General features: G+C 69.0%; 20 protein-coding genes and 1 tRNA gene. 4 read left to right on the top strand and 17 right to left on the bottom strand.

Annotation, left to right across the window (positions count from 1 at the left end):
* Window positions 1-16: 16 nt before the first annotated feature.
* From KME78_RS36845 to KME78_RS36835, 3 genes are all read left to right on the top strand, one after another.
* Complete coding sequence (locus KME78_RS36845) at window positions 17-1,000, top strand: SGNH/GDSL hydrolase family protein (RefSeq protein ID WP_219534064.1); 984 nt, start codon at window positions 17-19, stop codon at window positions 998-1,000.
* A gap of 58 nt (window positions 1,001-1,058) precedes the next feature.
* A complete protein-coding gene (locus KME78_RS36840; protein WP_308127273.1) occupies window positions 1,059-2,402 on the top strand; it encodes an outer membrane protein assembly factor BamB family protein in 1,344 nt (447 codons plus the stop codon).
* A 110-nt stretch (window positions 2,403-2,512) separates the two neighbouring features.
* Window positions 2,513-3,730: an acetyl-CoA C-acetyltransferase gene (locus tag KME78_RS36835; RefSeq protein ID WP_219534062.1), complete on the top strand. Its 1,218-nt coding sequence runs from the start codon at window positions 2,513-2,515 to the stop codon at window positions 3,728-3,730.
* 148 nt (window positions 3,731-3,878) lie between these two features.
* Here the strand turns inward: KME78_RS36835 and KME78_RS36830 are convergent, their stop codons facing one another.
* The 17 genes from KME78_RS36830 to KME78_RS36750 all read right to left on the bottom strand — a co-directional run bounded on the left by KME78_RS36830 (window position 3,879) and on the right by KME78_RS36750 (window position 19,766).
* Entirely contained in the window at window positions 3,879-4,289 is a 411-nt protein-coding gene (locus KME78_RS36830; protein WP_219534061.1) for a PPOX class F420-dependent oxidoreductase, read from the bottom strand.
* Between the two features lie 52 nt (window positions 4,290-4,341).
* Window positions 4,342-4,575 (bottom strand): DUF4287 domain-containing protein, encoded by a 234-nt coding sequence (locus KME78_RS36825; RefSeq protein WP_214639636.1) that lies wholly within the window; start codon window positions 4,573-4,575, stop codon window positions 4,342-4,344.
* A 156-nt stretch (window positions 4,576-4,731) separates the two neighbouring features.
* The gene (locus KME78_RS36820) at window positions 4,732-5,520 is read right to left on the bottom strand and encodes a Bax inhibitor-1/YccA family protein (protein WP_219534060.1); all 789 of its coding nucleotides are present in this window, start codon (window positions 5,518-5,520) and stop codon (window positions 4,732-4,734) included.
* A gap of 171 nt (window positions 5,521-5,691) precedes the next feature.
* A tRNA-Leu gene (locus KME78_RS36815) sits at window positions 5,692-5,764 on the bottom strand.
* A gap of 49 nt (window positions 5,765-5,813) precedes the next feature.
* Complete coding sequence (locus KME78_RS36810; RefSeq protein ID WP_219534059.1) at window positions 5,814-6,338, bottom strand: peptide deformylase; 525 nt, start codon at window positions 6,336-6,338, stop codon at window positions 5,814-5,816.
* A complete protein-coding gene (locus KME78_RS36805; protein WP_219534058.1) occupies window positions 6,335-6,847 on the bottom strand; it encodes a glycine cleavage system transcriptional repressor in 513 nt (170 codons plus the stop codon). The genes KME78_RS36810 and KME78_RS36805 overlap by 4 nt, the downstream gene beginning before the upstream one ends.
* Window positions 6,848-6,926: 79 nt before the next feature.
* A complete protein-coding gene (locus KME78_RS36800; protein ID WP_219534057.1) occupies window positions 6,927-8,243 on the bottom strand; it encodes an NAD(P)/FAD-dependent oxidoreductase in 1,317 nt (438 codons plus the stop codon).
* 96 nt (window positions 8,244-8,339) lie between these two features.
* A complete protein-coding gene (locus KME78_RS36795; RefSeq protein ID WP_219534056.1) occupies window positions 8,340-9,134 on the bottom strand; it encodes a uracil-DNA glycosylase in 795 nt (264 codons plus the stop codon).
* Between the two features lie 83 nt (window positions 9,135-9,217).
* The gene (locus KME78_RS36790) at window positions 9,218-10,654 is read right to left on the bottom strand and encodes a hypothetical protein (RefSeq protein WP_219534055.1); all 1,437 of its coding nucleotides are present in this window, start codon (window positions 10,652-10,654) and stop codon (window positions 9,218-9,220) included.
* A gap of 176 nt (window positions 10,655-10,830) precedes the next feature.
* Window positions 10,831-11,838 (bottom strand): Ppx/GppA phosphatase family protein, encoded by a 1,008-nt coding sequence (locus KME78_RS36785; protein ID WP_219534054.1) that lies wholly within the window; start codon window positions 11,836-11,838, stop codon window positions 10,831-10,833.
* The gene (locus KME78_RS36780; protein ID WP_219534053.1) at window positions 11,829-12,317 is read right to left on the bottom strand and encodes a DUF501 domain-containing protein; all 489 of its coding nucleotides are present in this window, start codon (window positions 12,315-12,317) and stop codon (window positions 11,829-11,831) included. The genes KME78_RS36785 and KME78_RS36780 overlap by 10 nt, the downstream gene beginning before the upstream one ends.
* A 13-nt stretch (window positions 12,318-12,330) precedes the next feature.
* On the bottom strand, window positions 12,331-12,723 hold the full coding sequence (locus KME78_RS36775) for an FtsB family cell division protein (RefSeq protein WP_219534052.1): 393 nt from the start codon (window positions 12,721-12,723) through the stop codon (window positions 12,331-12,333).
* Window positions 12,724-12,846: 123 nt separating this feature from the next.
* The gene (gene eno / locus KME78_RS36770) at window positions 12,847-14,124 is read right to left on the bottom strand and encodes a phosphopyruvate hydratase (RefSeq protein ID WP_219534051.1); all 1,278 of its coding nucleotides are present in this window, start codon (window positions 14,122-14,124) and stop codon (window positions 12,847-12,849) included.
* Window positions 14,125-14,246: 122 nt separating this feature from the next.
* Complete coding sequence (locus KME78_RS36765) at window positions 14,247-15,191, bottom strand: nucleoside triphosphate pyrophosphohydrolase (protein ID WP_219534050.1); 945 nt, start codon at window positions 15,189-15,191, stop codon at window positions 14,247-14,249.
* Between the two features lie 2 nt (window positions 15,192-15,193).
* Complete coding sequence (locus KME78_RS36760; protein WP_219534049.1) at window positions 15,194-15,799, bottom strand: SurA N-terminal domain-containing protein; 606 nt, start codon at window positions 15,797-15,799, stop codon at window positions 15,194-15,196.
* 27 nt (window positions 15,800-15,826) lie between these two features.
* Window positions 15,827-19,315 carry a transcription-repair coupling factor gene (mfd, locus tag KME78_RS36755; protein ID WP_219534048.1) on the bottom strand — a complete coding sequence of 1,163 codons (3,489 nt, stop codon included), beginning with the start codon at window positions 19,313-19,315 and terminating at the stop codon, window positions 15,827-15,829.
* 52 nt (window positions 19,316-19,367) lie between these two features.
* Window positions 19,368-19,766: a cupin domain-containing protein gene (locus tag KME78_RS36750; protein ID WP_219534047.1), complete on the bottom strand. Its 399-nt coding sequence runs from the start codon at window positions 19,764-19,766 to the stop codon at window positions 19,368-19,370.
* Window positions 19,767-19,828: 62 nt separating this feature from the next.
* Between KME78_RS36750 and KME78_RS36745 the strand changes: the two genes are divergently transcribed.
* Window positions 19,829-20,545 (top strand): class I SAM-dependent methyltransferase, encoded by a 717-nt coding sequence (locus tag KME78_RS36745; protein ID WP_219534046.1) that lies wholly within the window; start codon window positions 19,829-19,831, stop codon window positions 20,543-20,545.
* Window positions 20,546-20,592 lie beyond the last annotated feature (47 nt).

Below are 20,592 nucleotides of genomic sequence, written 5' to 3'. Positions count from 1 at the left end.
GAAGGGAGCAACGGACGTGGTCTGGGCACCGGGCACGGCGCGCGCGGCGCGCAAGATCGCGACGGCGGCGGCACTCGGAGGCGGCGGTCTGACCGCTCTCGGCGCCACCGCGTACGCCCTCCTGATAGCCGAGAGCCTGCTGGCCAGGAAGGCGATCGGCCGGCCGCACGGCATGGAGGGACCGCCGTCCGACGGCCTCTACGGCGACTTCTCCGGCACCCCGATCACCATGGTCCTGCTGGGCGACTCCCTCTCCGTCGGCCTGGGGATGACCGACCCGGCCATGACGCCGGGGGTGCTGCTCGCGCACGGCCTGGCCTCCGTGTCCGAACGCCCGGTACGCCTCCACGTGGTCGGCAAGTCGGGAGCCCCGTCGGCCGAACTCGCCGGCCAGGTCGACCGGGCGCTCAAAGCGGAGCCCGACCTGGCCGTCATCTTCGTCGGCGCGAACGACGTCACCACCCAGACCCCGCCGGCGGCGGCCGTACGTCACCTGAGCAAGGCCGTGCGACGGCTGCGCGAGGCGGGCGCCGAGGTGGTCGTGGGCACCTGTCCCGACCTCGGCACGGTACGCCCCATCGCGCAGCCGCTGCGCTGGGTGACGCGGCGCTGGAGCCGTCAGCTGGCCGCGGCGCAGACGGTCGCGGTGGTCGACGCGGGCGGGCGTACGGTCGCGTTCGCCGACGTCCTGGGGCCGGAATTCGCCACAAACCCCGGCGAAATGTTCGGACCGGATCGTTTCCATCCATCTGCCCGAGGTTACGCACAGGCAGCTTACGCAGTGCTACCTTCTGTATGCGCTGCGTTGAGGTTGTGGCCAGAGCCGAGACCCGCGCGCGGCGAAGGATTGCAACCGATTTACCTTGCGGCGGCTACGGCCGCGGAGGAGTCCGGCACCGAGGTCTCCGCGACCCGGGTCGCCGGGCGGGCGACGGGTCCCCACGGCAAGTGGGCGACGTTGTTCCGCCGTCGGCTGGGTGAGACGCTCAACGACGCCTGACCCCAGTCACCCTCCGAGTCGAAGCCGTCACTCCTCGTCCCTTTGGAGTGGATTGCTCGTGCTCCGGCCCCTCGCGAACGCCGCCCTCACACTCGCCGGAATCCTGGCCCTGGCCGGCTGTTCCGACAGCGGCGCGGCCACGGCCGACTTCCCGACCTGGCAAAACTCCGAGATCGACGCGGTCAGCCGGATGGCGGCCGCAGGCGGGGTCGTCGCGACCACCTCCATGAAGCCCGACGGCACGCTGGAGACCGTCGCCGTCGACCTCGCCCACGGCAACAAGCTCTGGGCCCAGCCGGCCACCATGGCGGGCAGGCTGCCCGGCATGGGCGTCTCCGCGCCCGCCATCGTGGAGACAGCCCCCGGCCAGGCGGTCGTCGTGGCGATCGACCCGGTCAAGAAGGGCCGCTGGAACGCCGCCCTCGTCGCCCGCGACGCGCGCACCGGCACGCAGAAGTGGACGCGGCCCGTGCATTCGACGTTCGGCCCCCAGCGCTGCGGCACCTACATCTGCCTGTCGGAGCACACCGCGCTCTCCAGCGCCCGCGTGGTGGTGCTCGACCCGGCCACCGGCAAGCAGCTGTGGAAGCTACCCGGCATCGCCGAGGTGGAGTGGTCCGACGCCGACCGGGTGCTGCTGCTCCGCCTGGCCGCCCACCCCATGATCGAGTCGTACGAGCTCAAGACCGGCAAGCTGCAGTGGCAGCAGCCGATCGAGCAGGCGCTCGGCCCCGGCATCGACATGTCGGGCGGATGGGCCTTCGGCTCGACGAGCGACAACCTGATCGGCTATGTCGCCCCCTACACCAACCCGCAGACGAAGAAGGTCTCCACGTTCGGCCTGTTCTCCGTCAAGATCGGCGACGGCACGATCAACTGGATGCGTCCCTCGGTCGTCCGCGTCTACCCCAGCGGCAGCCCCGGATACGCCCCCGTCGTACGCCCGGTCGACCAGCAGGGCACCTACGGCGGCTTCGCCCGGCTCGACTCCGAGAGCGGCCGGGTCGTCGGCCAGATCGCCGCCTCCGAGGTGCCCGGCTCCGGCTGGTGGCTGGCCTTCCCCGACCGCATGGAGAAGCTGGGCTTCCTCAAGCACGACGCCAAGGGCGCCGCCTTCGACCTGACGTCGGGCACCTCGGTTCCGGTCGACAACCAGCGCGGCTGGTCCTTCTGCGTCACCGACCCCAAGCCGCTCCCGCTCCGCGCGCAGGCCCCCGGCTTCTACTCGATAGCGGCCATCTGCGAATACGACCTGTCGACCGGCAAACGGCTCGCGACCTCGGCGACACCGCCGCCCTGGTTCACCGGCAGCCAGGACGGCTGGCGCCTCTGGCGTGACGAGAAGGGCGGCGTCCACGCGGTCAACGACGGCGCGGCCACAGCTCCGGGTATGTACGGCTGACGACCCGAGCTGACGACCCGAGCTGGCGACCCGAGCTGACAACCCGGGCCACCGTGCTCCGCCGATAGGACTGGAATATAGTTCTAAAGGCCGGACACAGGAGGATGAAGATGGCTGAAGCTGTGATCGTCGCTACCGCGCGCTCACCCATTGGGCGGGCTTTCAAGGGTTCGATGAAGGACATCCGTCCCGACGACCTCACCGTGCAGATGATCAAGGCCGCGCTGGCCAAGGTGCCGCAGCTCGACCCCACGACGATCGACGACCTCATGCTCGGCTGCGGCCTGCCCGGCGGCGAGCAGGGCTTCAACATGGCCCGCGTCGTGTCGGTGATGCTCGGCCTCGACGGCGTGCCGGGCACCACCGTCACCCGCTACTGCTCGTCGTCGCTGCAGACCACCAGGATGGCCTTCCACGCGATCAAGGCGGGCGAGGGCGACGTGTTCGTGTCCGCGGGCGTGGAGATGGTGTCGCGGTTCGTCAAGGGCAACTCCGACTCGCTGCCCGACACTCAAAACCCGATCTTCCACGACGCCATCGGGCGCACCAAGGCGTTCGCCGAGGGCGGGCGGACCTGGCACGACCCGCGCGAGGACGACACGATCCCCGACATCTACATCGCGATGGGCCAGACCGCCGAGAACCTCGCCCAGATCAAGGGCGTCACCCGGCGCGACCAGGACGAGTTCGGCGTACGCTCGCAGAACCTCGCCGAGAAGGCGCTGGCCGACGGCTTCTGGCAGAAGGACATCACCCCGGCCACGCTCCCCGACGGCACCGTGGTCAGCAAGGACGACGGCCCGCGGGCCGGGACCACGTACGAGGCGGTGGCGGGGCTGAAGCCGGTCTTCCGCCCCGACGGCACGGTCACGGCCGGCAACTGCTGCCCGCTCAACGACGGCGCCGCCGCCGTCATCGTGATGAGCGACACGCGGGCGGCCGAGCTCGGCATCACGCCGCTGGCGCGGATCGTCTCCACCGGCGTCACGGGCCTGTCCCCCGAGATCATGGGCCTCGGCCCGGTCGAGGCGTCGAAGCAGGCGCTCGCCCGCGCGGGGATGGCGATCGACGACGTCGACCTGGTGGAGATCAACGAGGCGTTCGCCGCGCAGGTCATCCCTTCCTACCGGGATCTGGGCATCGACCTCGACCGGCTCAACGTCAACGGCGGCGCGATCGCCGTCGGGCACCCGTTCGGCATGACGGGCGCGCGCATCACCTCCACGCTGATCAACAGCCTCCGGCACCACGACAAGTCGATCGGCCTGGAGACCATGTGCGTGGGCGGCGGGCAGGGCATGGCGATGGTCCTGGAGCGCCTCTCCTAGTCTTCACGGGCTTTCACGGTCTTTTACGGCCGGCCCGGTGGGCGCCAACCGCCATACGGGGTTGGCGCCCGTCCAGGGAAACGCTCCTCCGGCGATGCGGACCGCCCGCCGTGACGTGCGCATTCCTGGCCGTCTTCTTCGGGCTTCCCTACCCGTGGCGATCCGGCCCGGCCTTGACCGGAGTCACCCGGACGATGACCCTCTTGTCGCGGACCATCGCCGCCTCGTAGTCCGCCCAGTCCGGATGCTCGCCCGAAATGCCGCGATAGTAGGCGATCAGGTGATCCATGGCGTCCGGGAGGGGGATGATCTCCGCCTCGCCCTCTACCTGGATCCAGTTCCCGTAGAAGGCGTCCGTGAAGGCACAGATCGCCACCCTGTTGTCGCGGCGGATGTTGCGGGTCTTGGCGGCCGTCTCCCTGGTGCTGATGACGACGTAGCCCTCGTCGTCCACGCCCACCGTCACCGGGGACATCTGCGGACGGCCGTCGCCGTGTCTGGTGAGGAGGATGGCGCGGTGGTTGTTCCGCAGGAAGTCGCGTGCCTCGTCTAGATCCATGTACCCATGATTACGCGCCCGTGCCAACGGCACGGGCGCGGATGGGCGGGCTCTACAGGAAGCCCGTACGGTTGTGCCGGAACCGCTCGTGTTCGTGCACGATGGCGGCGGCGTAGCCATGGGTCAGCCCGTGCTCGTCGGCGAGCCAGTTGGCCCGCTCGTCACACCTCAGGAAGGACGGGCCGTTGTCGATGGCTTGAAACCACTCGGGGAGTTCGCGTCCCGTTATCGTTGGGACCCTGGCGATGAGCTTCGTGTGCGTCTCCGGTGAGTGGTTCAAGGACATGGGCACCTCCACGGATTAAGGTCCTTTGCTCGACACTGCAACACGTCCCCCGGATTGACAAGCCCCAACCTCCGACCATTTTGTGACGGCGGGTAGATTTTCGGTCGCGCAAAGCGAAGGACCCCGCCGGTTCGACGGGGTCCTGGAGGCGAACGGTCAGTCGCTTCGAGTGAAAATGCTGATGAACCGGAGCACCTCGAGGTAGATCCACACGAGGGTCAGCGTGAGCCCGAAGGCGCACTGCCAGGCGAACTTCTCCGGGGCGCCCTGCCGGACGCCTTCCTCGACCGAGTTGAAGTCGAGCAGCAGGAAGAAGCAGCCGAGCAGGATCATCGCGACGCTGAAGATCCAGCCGAGCGGGGAGTCGGTACGGAGGCCGAGGCCGCCCGTGACGAAGAACCCGGCGATCAGGTTGACGAGCATCAGCCCGATGGCCGCGATGCCCGCGGCGACCACGAACCGGATGAACTTCGGCGTCACCCTGACGATGCGCAGCGCGTAGACGGTCAGGACTCCGCCGAAAGCGAACGCGGTGCCGAGCACCGCCTGGAGGACGATCCCGTTGTAGAGGTTTTCGTAGGCGCTGCTGATCGCGCCGAGGAAGATTCCTTCGAACGCGGCGTAGCTGAGGATCAACGCCGGGTTGGTGCTCATCCTGAACGAGGCGATCAGCCCCAGGACAAGCGCGACGATGGCCGCGCCGACGGCCACACCCAGGGAGACGTTCAGATACCAGGCCGCGGCCGCGGCCACGACGAGCGTGCCCAGGGTCATGAACCCGCGGACCACGACGTCGTCGATCGTCATCGTCCGGTAGGCGGGCGGGGCCGAAGGGGCGTACGACGGGGAGTCGTACATGTTCTGCAGGTCACCGGGGGTCGGCGTCGCGCCTTGCCACCCGGCCGACTGCCTGGACCTGTTGAAAACAGGGTTCTTGCTCTCCATCGCTGCCTCCTGTGCGCCGAGCTTATTGGACCAGGCGTCGCCTAGGTCAACCGGCGCTCAGATCTATGTGGTTTCGAGACTTCAGCACGGTGGACAACGAACGAGTGCGTTCCTGAGTTCCCGCGGTTACTGTCGGTTGTTTAAAGGGGCATTTCCTATGGTAGACGCGGGTGCCCCCGGCGGGATTCGAACCCGCACTACAACCCTTTTAAGGGGTTTGCCTCTGCCTTTGGGCTACGGGGGCGCCGCAATCATACGAAACGGACCATGCTTCCGAGGAGCACAACTTCGTATCAGGCGTCACAACTGTGAAGTCTGCGGTGAAGTGATAGGGCTCCTGACACTCTGTCCAGGAACAGAACGCCGTCTAGATGGTCCAGTTGATGCTGAATGCACCTAGCTTCGAATGCATCCGCCTCGATGGTGACGGGATCTCCCGTCCCAGGCAAGCTGCCGAACACTGTGATACGGGTCGCTCGCCGTACGTCACCGGCAAGATCGGCGATCGACACGCAACCCTCGCGCCCCGCGCGCCAGCGGGATGCCTCAGCGAGGCGTGGATTGACCACCACGAGCTCGCCGGCCCAGGACCGGCCCTTAGGGTGCCCCGCGGCGTCGAAGGCGATCAGCCGCCAGCTCAGGCCGATCTGGGGGGCAGCCAGCCCCGCCGTCCTCGGCTCGCTGCGCAGGGTGGCGAGGAGATCGGCCGCCGCGGCCACCACGCGGGGGTCTGTGGGGTCCACCTGCTGGGCCCGGGCGGACAGGAGCGGGTGCGGAGCGCCGAGCACGCCGCGGACGATCCCGTCCGGCCAGGTCACAACAGGTCCGGTTCAACGGGGCGGAAGGTTATCTCGGACTCGAGACCCGTGCCGACCGTGGCCAGCCGGCGCATCAGCCCGGCCACGTCGACCTCCTCGGGCAACTCGACATCGGCGATGAGGACGTAGAGCCGGCCGGTGAGCCGGGTGCTCATGCCGGTGATGTTGCCGCCCACCGAGGCGAGCACGGCGCTGATGGCCGAGATGATGCCCGGCCGGTCGGGGCCGTGGACGGTCAGGACGTAACCGAGACCGGTCGGCCGCCGGCCGAAGTAGCGGCGGGCCTCGACGGCCGAGGCGGTCACCACCAGCTCCGGCGCGCAAAGGTGCTTGCAGAGCTCCTCGGCGCTCAGGTCGCCCGAGACCAGCAGCATCATCGCGACATGGCCGCCGAGCAGCGTCATGGTCGAGTCCTGGATATTCGCCCCGCAGTCGGCGAGCGAGCCGGTGACCGCGGCGATCACGCCGGGCCGGTCCACGCCGAGCACCGTCACCGCTGAGAGCCCCACTCGTGGATCCCTTCTCTATCGAGATCGAGGATGCCGGAACGCCCCGATGCGACCGCACCGGGGCGCTGCTGCACGCGGGCTAGCGGCGGGTCGTCGCCACGGCGGCCCTGAACCCGTCGCGCGGGTGCTCCATCTCGCCCAGTGAGATGGTCTCCCGCTTGAAGAACAAGGCCAGCGTCCAGTCGACGACGACACGGACCTTGCGGTTCAGCGTCGGCACCCGCGACAGATGGTAAGTGCGGTGCATGAACCACGCAGGGAATCCGCGAAGCTTGACGCCATAGACGTTCGCGACGCCCTGATGCAGGCCGAGACCGGCGACCGATCCGACATACTTGTGACGGTAGTCGACCAGTTCCTGCCCTCGCAGATGGCGAACCAGGTTGTCGGCCAGCACCTTGGCCTGGCGTACGGCGTGCTGGGCGTTGGGCGCGCAATACTGGCCCGGGTTCGTCACGTCGGGCACGCCCGCCGCGTCACCGGCAGCGAAGGCGTCCGTGACGCCCGCGACGGTCAGCCTGGTCGTGGTCTTGATCCGGCCGCGCTCGTCGAGCGGCAGACCGCCGTCGTTGACCACCGGGCTGGGCTTGACGCCCGCGGTCCACACGAGGGTCTCGGCGTCGAACTCGGTGCCGTCGGAGAGCACCACGTGGCCGCCCTCGCACGACTCCAGGCGCGTGTCGAGCTTCACCTCGATGCCGCGCTCGCGCAGCTGCTCCAGCGTCCACTTGCCCATCTCGGGGCCGACCTCGGGCAGCACCCGGTTCGTGGCCTCCACCAGCACCCAGCGGATGTCGGCTGGCGTGATGTTGCGGTAGTAGCGGGTCGAGTGCTTGGCCATGTCCTCGAGCTCGGCCAGCGCCTCGACGCCCGCGAAGCCCGCGCCGACGACGACGAACGTGAGCGCCCGGCGGCGCGCCTCCACGTCCTCGGTCGACTCGGCGAAGTCGAGCAGGTGCAGGACCCGGTTGCGCAGCGCGATGGCCTCGCCCACGGTCTTGAACCCGATGCCGATGTCGGTCAGCCCCGGGATCGGCAGCGTCCGCGAGATCGAGCCGGCGGCCATCACGATCACGTCGTAGGCGATCTGGCGGGGCTCGCCCTTGACCGGCTGGAAGGTGACGGAACGCTCTCCGTGGTCGACCGCGGTGACCGTGCCGTTGAGCACGCTCACCTTGGGCAGCACCCGGCGCAGCGGGGCGACCACGTGCCGCGGGGACAGGTTGCCGGCCGCCGCCTCGGGCAGGAACGGCTGGTAGGTCATGTAGGAGTGGGGGTCGATGATCGTGATGCGCACTTCGCCGTCGCGCAGCTCCGTGCGGAGCTTTTGCTGCAGTCGCAATGCCGTGTAGAGGCCGACGTAACCGCCGCCGACGATCAGAATGTGCTTGTTCATCCTCGGGTCCCATCCCTTGCGGGGAAGCTTGTGAAACTATTCACAAGGTTACGCCAAGAGCGTCCCCAAAAGCCAATCCCCAGGTCGTGCGACACATCACACCCCCAGCGCCCTGGCTCTGGCGAAGACGTCGTCGAGCATCTGGGCGGTCACCCTGCCGGTGAAGGTGTTCTGCTGGCTGGGGTGGTAGCAGCCCAGCAGGGTCACCGGCGCCTGGCCGTAGGAGACCTGGACCTCGACGCCGTGCCCGAACGGCGGCCTGCCGCGCGGCAGCGAGTAACCGGCCTCCTTGAGCGCGGGCCACATGGCCTGCCAGGCGAACCCGCCCAGCGCCACGACCACCCGCACGCTCGGCGCGGTCAGCGCGAGCTCACGGGACATCCACGGCAGGCAGGTGGCCCGCTCCTCGGGCGTGGGCTTGTTCGCGGGCGGCGCGCACCGTACCGAGGCCAGCATCCGGGCGCCGATCAGCTCCTGCCCGTCACCGGCGCGCGTGCTCGTCTCCTGTACGGCCAGGCCGACGCGGTACAGCGAGGCGAACAGCCAGTCGCCGCTGCGGTCACCCGTGAAGATCCGCCCGGTCCTGTTGCCCCCGTGCGCGGCCGGGGCGAGGCCGACGAGCAGGATGCGCGGCTCGTCGTCGCCCCACCCGGCGACCGGCCGCCCCCAGTACGTCTCGTCCATGAACGCGCGCCGCTTCACCTCGGCCACGTCCTCGCGCCATTCCACCAGGCGCGGGCAGGCCCGGCACACGGACTGCGCGGCGGTGAGCTCCGCCAGAGTGTCGCCGGCGGCGGCCAGGCGGCGCACGTCGGCGGGATCGTGGGCGACCGGGGTGTCAGCGGTCGCCGGGTCGCCGGGCCAGCCGGTGCCGGGAGGTACGAAGCTCACGTCGCAACCGTAGCGACAACGAAAAACCGGGTGGTGCCGGAGGGCACCACCCGGTTCGGTTCAACCGATCAGACAGCGATCGATCAGACAGTGCTCTTCGGGCAGGTCACCGAGAAGGTGGTGGCCGAAGAAGCGGCGTCGGGGCTGACGACCACGAGCGAGACAGAGCCCTTGGTCTCGTTGGCGCTCTGCGCGCCGGCGATGCCCCACGTCACGTCCACGCTGCCGTTGACCGTACGCTCAAGGTCCGGGTTCTCCCGCTTGCCGTCGATCACCCAGTAGTACTTGACGGTGGTCGGAGCGGAGCTGGAGATCGTGGCCTTGAAGTCGACGCCCGGGCCGCGCTTGTCGGCACAGAAGTCGTTGCGCTGGCCGACCGTGATGCTCGAAACCGTGATCTTCGGCTTCGGCGCCACGCACGCGGCGTAGGACTGCGAGATCGAGTCGTTGTTGTTCGGACCGGAGACGGTCAGGGTGATCCTGCCACCCTTGGTCGCGTCACCGGACAGAACGCGGTCCGACAGCTCGACGTTACGCGAGCCCTCACGGCCGAAGTAGACCGTGTCCGTGTCGACGGCCGTGCCGTTGACCCGCCACACGTACTCGACCCGCGCGCGGCCGGTCGAGTTGATGGTGGCGTGCGCGCCGACCTTGCAGCCGTCGTTGTTGGTCGCGGTCACCAGGTTGGTGGCCGAGACCCGCACCGAGGGAGCCGGGTTCTCGCAGGTGACCCTGTAGTAGGCCCGGTCGGACGAGCGGCCGTCGCGACCGACGACCTGCAGCACGGCGTAGCCGCGCTCGCTGACCCGCGGCGAGTAGCCGAAGGAGACCGTCCGCGAGTGACGCACCCCGACCTTGCCGTAGTCGACGACGCGGCCGTCCAGCACCCAGCGGTACTTGACCCACGACGGGTCGCTGACCTTGATCCGGCCCACGAAGTTGATCTTGTCACCGGGGGTGCAGGGCCCGGTGTACGAGCTCGGGTCGGCCCAAGCGCTGACCGAGATCTTCTTCTTGTCAAGCTGGTCACCGTCGACGACGACGGCGTCCTGGCAGGTGACCGAGAAGTAGCCCTTCTTGGAGGTCACCTTGCGCGGACCGAGGACCTGCACGGCCTCCCAGCCCTTGACCTCCTCGTCGAAGGACAGCGTCTGGCCGATCTTGACCGACTTGGTGCCGTGGCCCTTGAGCTTCAGGACCTTGACCTTGCCCTTGGAGCCGTCTCCGTGGAGCCAGCGGTAGGCGAGCTCGGTCTTGCCGTCGAGCTTGACGTTGATGTTGGCCGAGATGTCGACCTTCACCGGACAGGAACCGTCGTTGTCGCGGGACGACGCCTTGGGCGTGGACACCGAGACCTTGGGCCGGGCCTTGGAGGAGGCGGCCGCGGTGCCGGCCTTACCCGCGGTGGCCTGGGTGGACGCCTGGGCGGGAGCGGCTGCCAGCCCCGCGACCATGGCGCCCAGCACGGCGGCGGAGGCGCCGAACGCCGCCGCCTTACGCGCTAAAGGAGAGGACTTCATCTGAGAGTGCTCCATTCCGTTAGGGAAAAGACGCGCTCGGGAACGGTTGCCACGCCGACACCATCCGTGTCCGGCGATATGGCAAAGCCCCCGCAATGCTGCCCATACCTAAGCACAAAACTGATTGCACGCTCAACACAACCGGAAACTACCTATGTCCGGGTTTCGTCGAAATATCAGGCTATGTAGTAGGCGATACCGTCAAGGATGTCGTGTTCACTCACGACTACCTGCGGAAACGCGAAACGCCGTACGATGCGGTCCAGAATCAGCGCGCCGGCACAAATCACGTCGACTCTTCCGGGGTGCATCACCGGAATCCGGGCCCGCTCACTATGGGTCATCGCGAGCAGTCGCCGGGTGACGTCATGAACCTGCTGAGCGGTGATCCGGGAGTGATGGATCCGCTCCGGAACGTACGCGGGAAGGTCGAGCGCGATGCCCGCCACCGTCGTGACGGAGCCAGCCAGACCGACCAGGGTGTGCGCCTCCTGGACCGGCACCACCTCGGCCACCCGATCGAGCGCGGCCTCGATGTCGGCCACCATGGCCTCCAGCGCCCGCACCGACGGTGGTTCTTCCGGGACGGCGCCCGATGAGCGCAGATGGCGCTCCGTCAGCCGCACGCAGCCGATGTCGACCGACAGCGCGCCGATGACGTGCTCGGAGCCGACCACGAACTCGGTCGAGCCGCCGCCGATGTCGACGACCAGATAGGGCGGGAGCGGCCCCTGCGGCATCCCGGTCTCGCGCGACAAGCGGACCAGCCCCCTGGTCGCCCCGACGAACGACAGCTCGGCCTCCTCCGCGCCCGTCACCACCTCGGGCTCGACCCCGAAGATCTCGCGCACCCCATCGACGAACTCCTGCCTGTTGGCGGCGTCACGCGTCGCGCTGGTCGCCACCACCCGGGTCGCCGTGGCGCCGTGCTGGTCGATGAGCTTGCGGTAGATCCGCATCGCGGCGAACGTCCGCTCCAGCGCCTCGGGAGCCAGCCGCCCCGTCTTGTCGACACCCTCGCCCAGCCGGACGATCTCCATCCGCCGCTCGACGTCGACCGGCAGGCCACCGGCCGCCCCGCCATGGGCCGGCGCGCCGTCGGTGACCTCGTCGCTTTTGTCGCCGATGTCGGCGATCAGCAGGCGTACGGAGTTGGTGCCGCAGTCAACGGCGGCTACACGCATGGTCCGTCACTCCACCAATCGGGGAGGGCGTCCAGCGCCTCCCGGCCGAACGGGTTGGATCCGGGCACAGCCAGCTCGTGCGCGACGAGCGCGTGCAGGCATTTCACCCTCAGCGGCATGCCGCCGGTGCTCTGCATGTCGCGCGGCAGCGGCTCCAACCCCTGGTCCTCAGCCGCCTTGTCGCGCCTGGCCACGTAGTCGTCGTGGGCGGCCTGGTAGGCGGCGGCCAGCTCGGGATCGGTGGCCAGCCTGGCCTGCATCTCCCGCATCAGCCCCGAGCCCTCCAGGGTGCCGATCGCGGAGGCAGCCTTGGGGCAGGTCAGGTAGTAGAGGGTGGGGAACGGCGAGCCGTCGGGCAGCCTCGGCGCGGTCTCCACCACGTCGGGGTTGCCGCACGGGCAGCGGTGTGCCACCTCGCGCGGCCCTCTCGGCGGGCGCCCCAGTTGCCGCTGCACCGCTTCGACGTCACTGCTGTCCAACGCTCTCCCCGTCTTATTCGGCCTTGCGGCCCTTGCCCGTGTCGACGGCCTCGACCGATTCCCACAACGTCTGGTACCACGGCGGCCGCGTCGCGGGCTGCTTGACCGTCTTCTCGGTCTTGTCCGGCTCGGCGTCCATGACCACGTAGCACTTCTCGCCCGGCCCGCAGTAGTGCAGCCGTTCCTTGGCCGTCCGCTTGATCCAGTTGGGATCGCGGATCTGCTCCGCCTGCGCGGCCAGCGCCTGGCGGTCGGCCTCGACCCGCGCCTTCTCCGCCTGCAACTCCGCGATGCCGCGGCGCTGCGCGATGTACTCGCGCACAGGATAGGCCAGGCTCATGGCGATCGCGCACACCACGATCGCGAGGATGGCGGCCCGACCGGTCAGCTGCGGCCTCTTCGCCAAGGCTCCATACCCCCTCACCGCCCGGCCCGGCGTGGCGACCGGCCCAGGCCTGGGCGGATAGTCGTGTTCGCCGTTTCTGAGCGGCTCGCGGCACACCCGCCATGCCGCGAGCCGTACCCGAAACTAGCGCCGGAAGCGCGGAAAAGCCGCGCGACCCGCGTAGCGAGCGGCGTCGTCGAGAATTTCCTCGATGCGCAGGAGCTGGTTGTACTTGGCCACCCGGTCCGAGCGGGCGGGGGCGCCGGTCTTGATCTGACCGCAGTTGACCGCCACGGCCAGGTCGGCGATCGTCGTGTCCTCGGTCTCGCCGGAACGGTGGCTCATCATGCAGCGGTAGCCGCTGCGGTGGGCCAGGTCGACCGCGTCGAGGGTCTCGGACAGGGTGCCGATCTGGTTGACCTTGACCAGCAGCGCGTTGGCGGTGCCTTCGGCGATGCCGCGGCCGAGCCGCTCCGGGTTGGTCACGAACAGGTCGTCGCCGACGAGCTGGACCTTGTCGCCGATGGCCTCGGTGATGGCCTTCCAGCCTGCCCAGTCCTCCTCGTCGAGCGGGTCCTCGATCGAGACGAGCGGGTAGTTGTCGACCAGGTCCGCGTAGAAGGCGATGAGCTCCTGGGCCGACACGCCCTTGCCGTCGATCGTGTAGACGCCGTCCTTGTGGAACTCGGAGGCGGCCACGTCGAGCGCCAGCGCGACGTCGTCGCCGGGCGTGTAGCCGGCCCGCTCGATCGCGACCAGGATCAGGTCGAGCGCGTCGCGGTTGGACGGCAGGTTGGGCGCGAAGCCGCCCTCGTCGCCCAGTCCCGTGGCGTAGCCCTTCTCCTTCAGCACGCCCTTGAGCGCGTGGTAGACCTCGGTGCCCATGCGCACGGCCTCGCGGAACGTGGACGCCCCGATCGGCGCGATCATGAACTCCTGGATGTCGACGTTGGTGTCGGCGTGGGCGCCGCCGTTGAGGATGTTCATCATCGGCACGGGCAGCACGTGGGCGTTGGGGCCGCCCAGGTAACGGAACAGCGGCAGCTCGGCGCTGTCGGCGGCGGCCTTGGCCACGGCCAGCGAGACGCCCAGGATGGCGTTGGCGCCCAGCTTGGACTTGTTGGGCGTCGCGTCGAGGTCGATCATGATCTGGTCGATGATGCGCTGGTCCTCGGCCTCGATGCCGTTGATCTCTTCGAAGATCTCGTCGGTGACGGCGAGCACGGCCTTCTCCACGCCCTTGCCGCCGTAACGCTCGTCTCCGTCACGCAGCTCCACGGCCTCGAACTGACCGGTCGACGCGCCGCTGGGCACCGCCGCGCGTCCCCTGCCGCCGTCGTCGAGGATCACCTCGACCTCGACGGTCGGGTTGCCCCTGGAGTCGAGGATCTCGCGAGCGTATACGACCTCGATGGTAGCCACGGGTTGCGCTCCTAAATCGAAAGGCAAATATGCCTTCAGAGCCTATCGGTCGCTCGGGACCAGGCAGCAGCCGGAAGCATGACACTCCGCCAAATCCCCGGAGAACCCGGGTGGCGGCGGGGTTACGGCGCCTCGCGCTCGGACTCCCAGCGGAGCACGCGGTCGCGGTAGGAGCGGGCGGCGGCGCGGAGCTCGGCTTCGGCGTCGAGGCCCGCGTCCTGGGCGCGGCGGACGAGGTCGAACAGCTCGCGCCCCAGCCCCTGCGAGATCGCGGCGGCCAGCTCGCCGGGGGCGCCCGCTCGCTCGGCCCGGCGCACCAGCTGGGCGGCCAGCGACAGCGCGGGTTGCCCCATCGGCACCCCGTCGAGCACCGACGAGGTGTCGCCCTTCGACGCGCGCTCGGCCGCCTTGATCGCCTCCCAGTTGTCGTTCACCTCGTCGGCGGTCTCCGCCCGCACCGAGCCGAACACGTGCGGATGGCGCCGCACCAGCTTCTCGACGATCCCCTCGGCCACGTCGTCCATGTCGAACCCATCGGCCACCCGCGCGTGGAAGGCCACCTGGAGCAACAGGTCGCCCAGCTCCTCGCGGAGCGCCGGGTAGTCGCCCTGCTCGATCGTCTCCAGCACCTCGTAGGCCTCTTCGAGCAGGTACGGCACCAAGGTCTCGTGCGTCTGCTTGCGGTCCCATGGGCACTCGGTGCGCAGCCGGTCCATCACCGCGACCAGGTCGAGCACCCGTGCGCCCGGCAGATCGTACGAGCCCGGCACCACCTCGATCAGCGGCGGCTCGGCCATCGCGACGGCGGCGTGGCCGACCGAGCGCATGAAGTCCTCGGAGTCGGCGGCGGCCAGCCAGACCACGGTCTCCGTCACCGCCCGCCGTGCCAGCGCGGCGGGGTCGGGCGTGACGACGGCCACCTCGACCCCGGCCTCGGCCAGGTAGGGCAGTTGCGGGTGATCCTCGGACCCGGTCAGCACGGGGCCCGAACCGAACGCCCGCCACGCCTGGTGGCTCAGCAGACCCGGTGCGACCCGCGGCGAGGTGGTGACGACGATCAGCGGCACGACTAGCCCTGCGACTGCTGCTGGGCCTGGCCGGTCTGCTCGCTGGTCTCCGACGGCTTGCCGAAGCGGCCGGCGTCGACGAAGCCCTGCTGCCCGATCTTGCCGTAGCGCGGGCTGAAGACCGGGGCGAGCGCGTTGTACTCGACCTTGAACTTCTCGACGGCCTGCTGGTTCTGCGAACCGCCGAACTTCTCGATCACCTTGTTGACGCCGATCATCGCCCGCAGGTAGCCGCGCGGGTCGGTCGGGTCGACGGCCTTGGACAGCAGGTTCATCTCGGGCGTCTGCTGCTCGCCCTTGTCCTGGGCGGCGGTGTCGATCTCCGTCTCGCTGACCTGCACCCCGAACTTCTCGGCCAGCTGCTGCTGCCGGCTCTGCTCGGCCATCCTGGACAGGACGAACTGGTTGACCGACACACCGAGCTGCGACGGCTCGATGTTGACCTTCCGCAGGGCGGCCTCGTACGCCTGGACGTTCTTGTTCAGGTCGCGCGCCGAAATCCGCTCATGACCCACCACGGCCGCGGCGCCGGCCTCCATGGGCGAGGAGCAGGCGGTCAGCGCGACACCCACCACTGCAGCGGCCACTGCCACTCGAATCGACTTCACGTGCGTCCTTTCCGACAAAAACCGCGGCTAGCTTACCCTCGCCGGCTCGAGGAACATCGCCTCGACCAGGTCCCCGCACCATTTGAGCAGGTCGAGGTCGCGAAGCGGCTGCCCGCCCAGCGGCTTGGTCTTCGGCGCGGGCACCAGCAGCGTCTCCGCCGCCTGCTTGTAGATGGCCTTCTTGTACAGCCGGTCGAGGCGTACCTGCTGCGACTCCCGCAGCCGGACCGGGCCGAACTTGATGTTCTGGCCCATCAGCGTGACATCGGTGAGCCCGGCCTGACGGGCCCGGATGCGGAAGCGGGCGACGGCCAGCAGGTTCTCCACCTCGACGGGTGGCTTGCCGTATCTGTCCGTCAACTCGGCGCGGACCTCGTCGATGTGGATGTCGGCCGAGATGGCGGCGATCCGCTTGTACGCCTCCAGGCGCAGCCGTTCGGAGGTGACGTAGTCGTGCGGGATGTGCGCGTTGATCGGCAGCTCGACCTTGACGTCGTGGTGCTCCTCGGCCACCTCCACGCCGGACAGCTTGGCCTTCTGCTCTTGCACGGCCTCGGCCATGAGCCGGACGTACAGGTCGAAGCCGACGCCCGCGATGAAGCCCGACTGCTCGGCCCCGAGCACGTTGCCGGCGCCGCGGATCTCCAGGTCCTTCATCGCGACGTACATGCCCGCGCCCATCTCGGTGTGCTGCGAGATCGTCGCCAGCCGCTCGTGGGCGGTCTCGGTGAGCGGCTTCTCCGGCGGATAGAGGAAGTAGGCGTAACCCCGCTCCCTGCCTCGCCCGACCCGGCCCCTGAGCTGGTGCAGCTGTGAGAGGCCGTAGTTGTCCGCCCGGTCGACGATCAGCGTGTTGGCGTTGGGCACGTCGAGGCCGGACTCCACGATCGTGGTGCAGACCAGCAGGTCGTACTCGCGTTCCCAGAAGCCGACCATGATCTTTTCCAGCTGGTGCTCGTTCAGCTGCCCGTGGGCCACCGCGATGCGCGCCTCGGGCACCAGCTCCCTGATCCGGGCGGCGACCCGGTTGATCGAGGCCACCCGGTTGTGCACGAAGAAGATCTGGCCGTCACGCATGAGCTCGCGCCGGATGGCGGCCGCGATCTGCTTCTCGTCGTACGGTCCGACGAAGGTGAGGATCGGGTGCCGCTCCTCCGGCGGGGTGAGGATGGTCGACATCTCCCTGATGCCGGTCAGGCCCATCTCCAGCGTGCGCGGGATCGGCGTGGCCGACATGGCCAGCACGTCGACCTGGGTGCGGAGGTGCTTCATGGCCTCCTTGTGCTCGACGCCGAACCGCTGCTCCTCGTCGATGATGATCAGCCCCAGATCCTTGAACCTGACCTCGGGGCTGAGCAGCCGGTGGGTGCCGATCACCAGGTCCACGGCGCCGGTGCGGAGCCCCTCCAGGGTGCCCTTGACCTCGCCGTCGGTCTGGAAGCGGGAGACCGGCCTGAGCGCGACGGGAAAGCTGGAGAACCGCTCGGTGAACGTCGACATGTGCTGCTGCACCAGCAGCGTGGTCGGCACCAGCACGGCCACCTGCTTGCCGTCCTGGACCGCCTTGAACGCCGCCCGCACCGCGATCTCGGTCTTGCCGTAGCCGACGTCGCCGCAGATCAGCCGGTCCATCGGGACGCCGCGCTCCATGTCGCGCTTGACCTCGTCGATGGCCTCCAGCTGGTCGCCGGTCTCGGCGTACGGGAAGGCGTCCTCCATCTCACGCTGCCACGGAGAGTCGGCGGCGAAGGCGTGGCCGGGCGAGGCCATGCGCGCGGAGTAGAGGCGGATGAGCTCGCCCGCGATCTCCTTGACCGCCTTCTTCGCCCGGGATTTGGCCTTGGCCCAGTCGGCGCCGCCCATCCGGTTGAGCGTCGGGGCCTCGCCGCCGACGTAGCGGGTGACCTCGTCGAGCTGGTCCGTCGGCACGTACAGGCGGTCGCCCTTGGCGTACTCGATGACCAGGTATTCGCGCGTCGCGCCCTGGACCGTGCGCTGCACCATCTCGACGTAGCGGCCGACGCCGTGCTGCTCGTGCACCACGTGGTCGCCGACCTTGAGCTGGAGCGGGTCGACCATGTTGCGGCGGCGGGACGGCAGGCGGCGCATGTCCTTGGTGGACGCCTTCTGGCCGACGAGGTCGAGGTGGGTGAGCACCGCGAGGTTGGGGGTGATGAACCCGTGCTCGATCAACCCCGTCGAGACATGGACAACCTTCGGATCCGGCGACTTATCCAGATATTTCACCAACCGGGCCGGAACGTCCACGCCCTTGAGGACCTCGACCATGCGCTCGGCCGGGCCGTGCCCTTCGCTGAGCAGCACGACCGCCTTGTCCTCGGCCAGCCAGCCCTTGACGTCGTCGAGCGCCTTCCTGGTGTCGCCCCGGTACGCCTCGGAGTCCTGCGCGTCGAGCTCGACCCCGGCCCCGAACGGCGCCATCGTCCACCACGGCTGCCCCAGCACGTCGGCGTGCCCGCGGATCTCCTCCAGCGAGCGGAACGCCGCCGCGCCGAGATCGATCGGCGCCTCGCCCCCGGCCGCCGCGTTGATCCACGACGCCTCCAGGAACTCCTGCGACGTGCGGACGAGCTCCTCGGCCCGGCTCCTGATCCGCTCGGGGTCGCAGACGAACACCGCGGCGTTGGCGGGCAGGTGGTCGAGCAGCAGGTCCATCTCCCCCGCCAGCACGGGCGCGAACGCCTCCATGCCCTCGACCGGCGTCCCCTCGGCGAGCTGGTCGAGCACGTCGGCCAGCGCCGGGTGCTCCCGGCCCAGCTCGCGCGCCCGCTCCCTGACCTCGGCGGTGAGCAGCAGCTCACGGCAGGGCGGCGCGAACAGCCCGCCGTCCGCGGCCTCCAGCGACCGCTGGTCGGCCACCTTGAACCAGCGGATCTCCTCGACCGTGTCGCCCCAGAACTCCAGCCGCAGCGGATGCTCCTCGGTCGGCGGGAACACGTCGAGCAGCCCGCCGCGGACCGCCACCTCGCCCCGCTTCTCCACCATGTCGACCCGGTGATAGCCGTTCTCGACCAGTCGCCGCACGACCTCGTCGAGGTCGGCGTCGTCGCCCGCGCGCAGGCGGGTCGGCTCCAGATCGCCCAGACCCTTCATGATGGGCTGAAGCAACGCCCTGATCGGGGCCACGACCACACTGAGCGGCCCGGCCGACTGATCGTCCTTGACCGGGTGCGAAAGCCTCCTGAGCACCGCCAGCCGCTGTCCCACGGTGTCGCTGCGCGGGGAGAGCCGCTCGTGCGGCAGCGTCTCCCAGGCGGGGAAGACGGCCACGGAGCTGGGCTCGATCAGGCTGGTCAGCGCGCTCGCCAGATCCTCCGCCTCGCGGCCGGTGGCGGTGATCGCCAGCACGGCCCGCTGATCGTGCCCGGCCAGCGCGGCCACCCCGAACGGCCGCAGCGCGGACGGCGCCACCAGTGAGATGTCTCCGCCCTCTTCCAGGGCGGCGGTCAGCTTGGGGTCGGAGATGACAAGATCAAGAAGCCCGGACAGACTCATTTTTCGTTAGCCCCACGACGATTACCCCCAGCCGGCGGGCGTGGGGGTGCCTCTACTCTATTCGCATCTCCCCCACGCCCCCGTCCTGCTCGGCGACCTTGTAGCCCGGGACGGACGGCCAGCGGACCGTCAGGACCACCGACTCCTCCTCCGCGCGCCAGGAGTGGTCCACGCCCTTGCCCCAGACCACGTAGTCACCTCGCTCGGCGAGCAGCACACTTCTCCCCGGTAGTTCGACGCGGAAGCGGCCCGAGATGAGGATCAGCAGCGCCGTACGTTCTTCGCCTTTCACCCATTCGGCGCGCTCGTCGCCGGGAGGGTGGGTGCCCCATTTGATTTCCACTTCGTTGCTGTGTCTCGGGTCCCCGTAGGGTTTGAAATGACCCAGGAGCCAGCCATGGTCCGTCGCGGCGTCCACGTTCGCGTTGCCCACGTACACCAGATCACTCACGGCGCAGGACGCTAGCAGGGAAATGCCTTACTAATTGGCGTCGATTGATTACTCTGGGTGACATGTCTGAGGTGCGGTCGGTAGCCCCGAGGGGCGATCTCTTTGGCCAGCGGATCCGCGAGCAGTGGGCGGGACAGCTCGGCAGGCGGCTCGACGTGCTCGTCGCCGGATGCGCGCACGACGAGCCACTGGTCCTGGACCGGATCGACACCAGGATCACCGGTGTCGACGAGGACCTGCCCCCGATCAGGACGGCGGTCGCCGAGCGAGCCGATCTCGTCAGGTGGTCGCTGGGCGATCTGCGCTGCGTGCCCCTGCCCCCGAGATCCGTGGACGTGATCCAGCTCTCGTTCCTGCTGGAGCGCATCCAGCACGCCGAGCTGGTCTTCGACCGGCTGCTCCAGGCGCTGCGCCCCGGCGGGCTGATCCTGCTGCGCATGCGCGACCGCAAGTCCGCCTACGGCCTGCTCGACCGGATCACCCCGTCCTGGCTGCGGCGGCTGCTCTGGCGGCACCTGGTGGCCGCCGGCACGCCGGGTCCGCTGCCGGCCGTCTACGGGCCGGTGACCTCGCGCGACGGGATACACGCCTTCTGCCTGACACGCGGACTCATGATCACCGATGACCAGGAGGCGACCAGCGGCCCGGCCATGGGCCGCATCGGCCGCACGGCCGTTACGATGACGGCCAAGCTGACCCGGGGCCGCTTCCCGTCCACACACGACGAGATCGCCATGGTCATCAGAAAGCCACAGAACCACTTCGCTCGCCTCATATAGCGACACACTGGTAGCAAAGGATAGACTCCTTTCCTACCAATTCAATC

Origin of the sequence: Nonomuraea guangzhouensis (genome assembly GCF_019396345.1) — a bacterium.
In the GTDB taxonomy this organism is placed as follows: Bacteria; Actinomycetota; Actinomycetes; order Streptosporangiales; family Streptosporangiaceae; genus Nonomuraea; species Nonomuraea guangzhouensis.
This window is presented reverse-complemented; position numbering and strand designations above follow the sequence as displayed.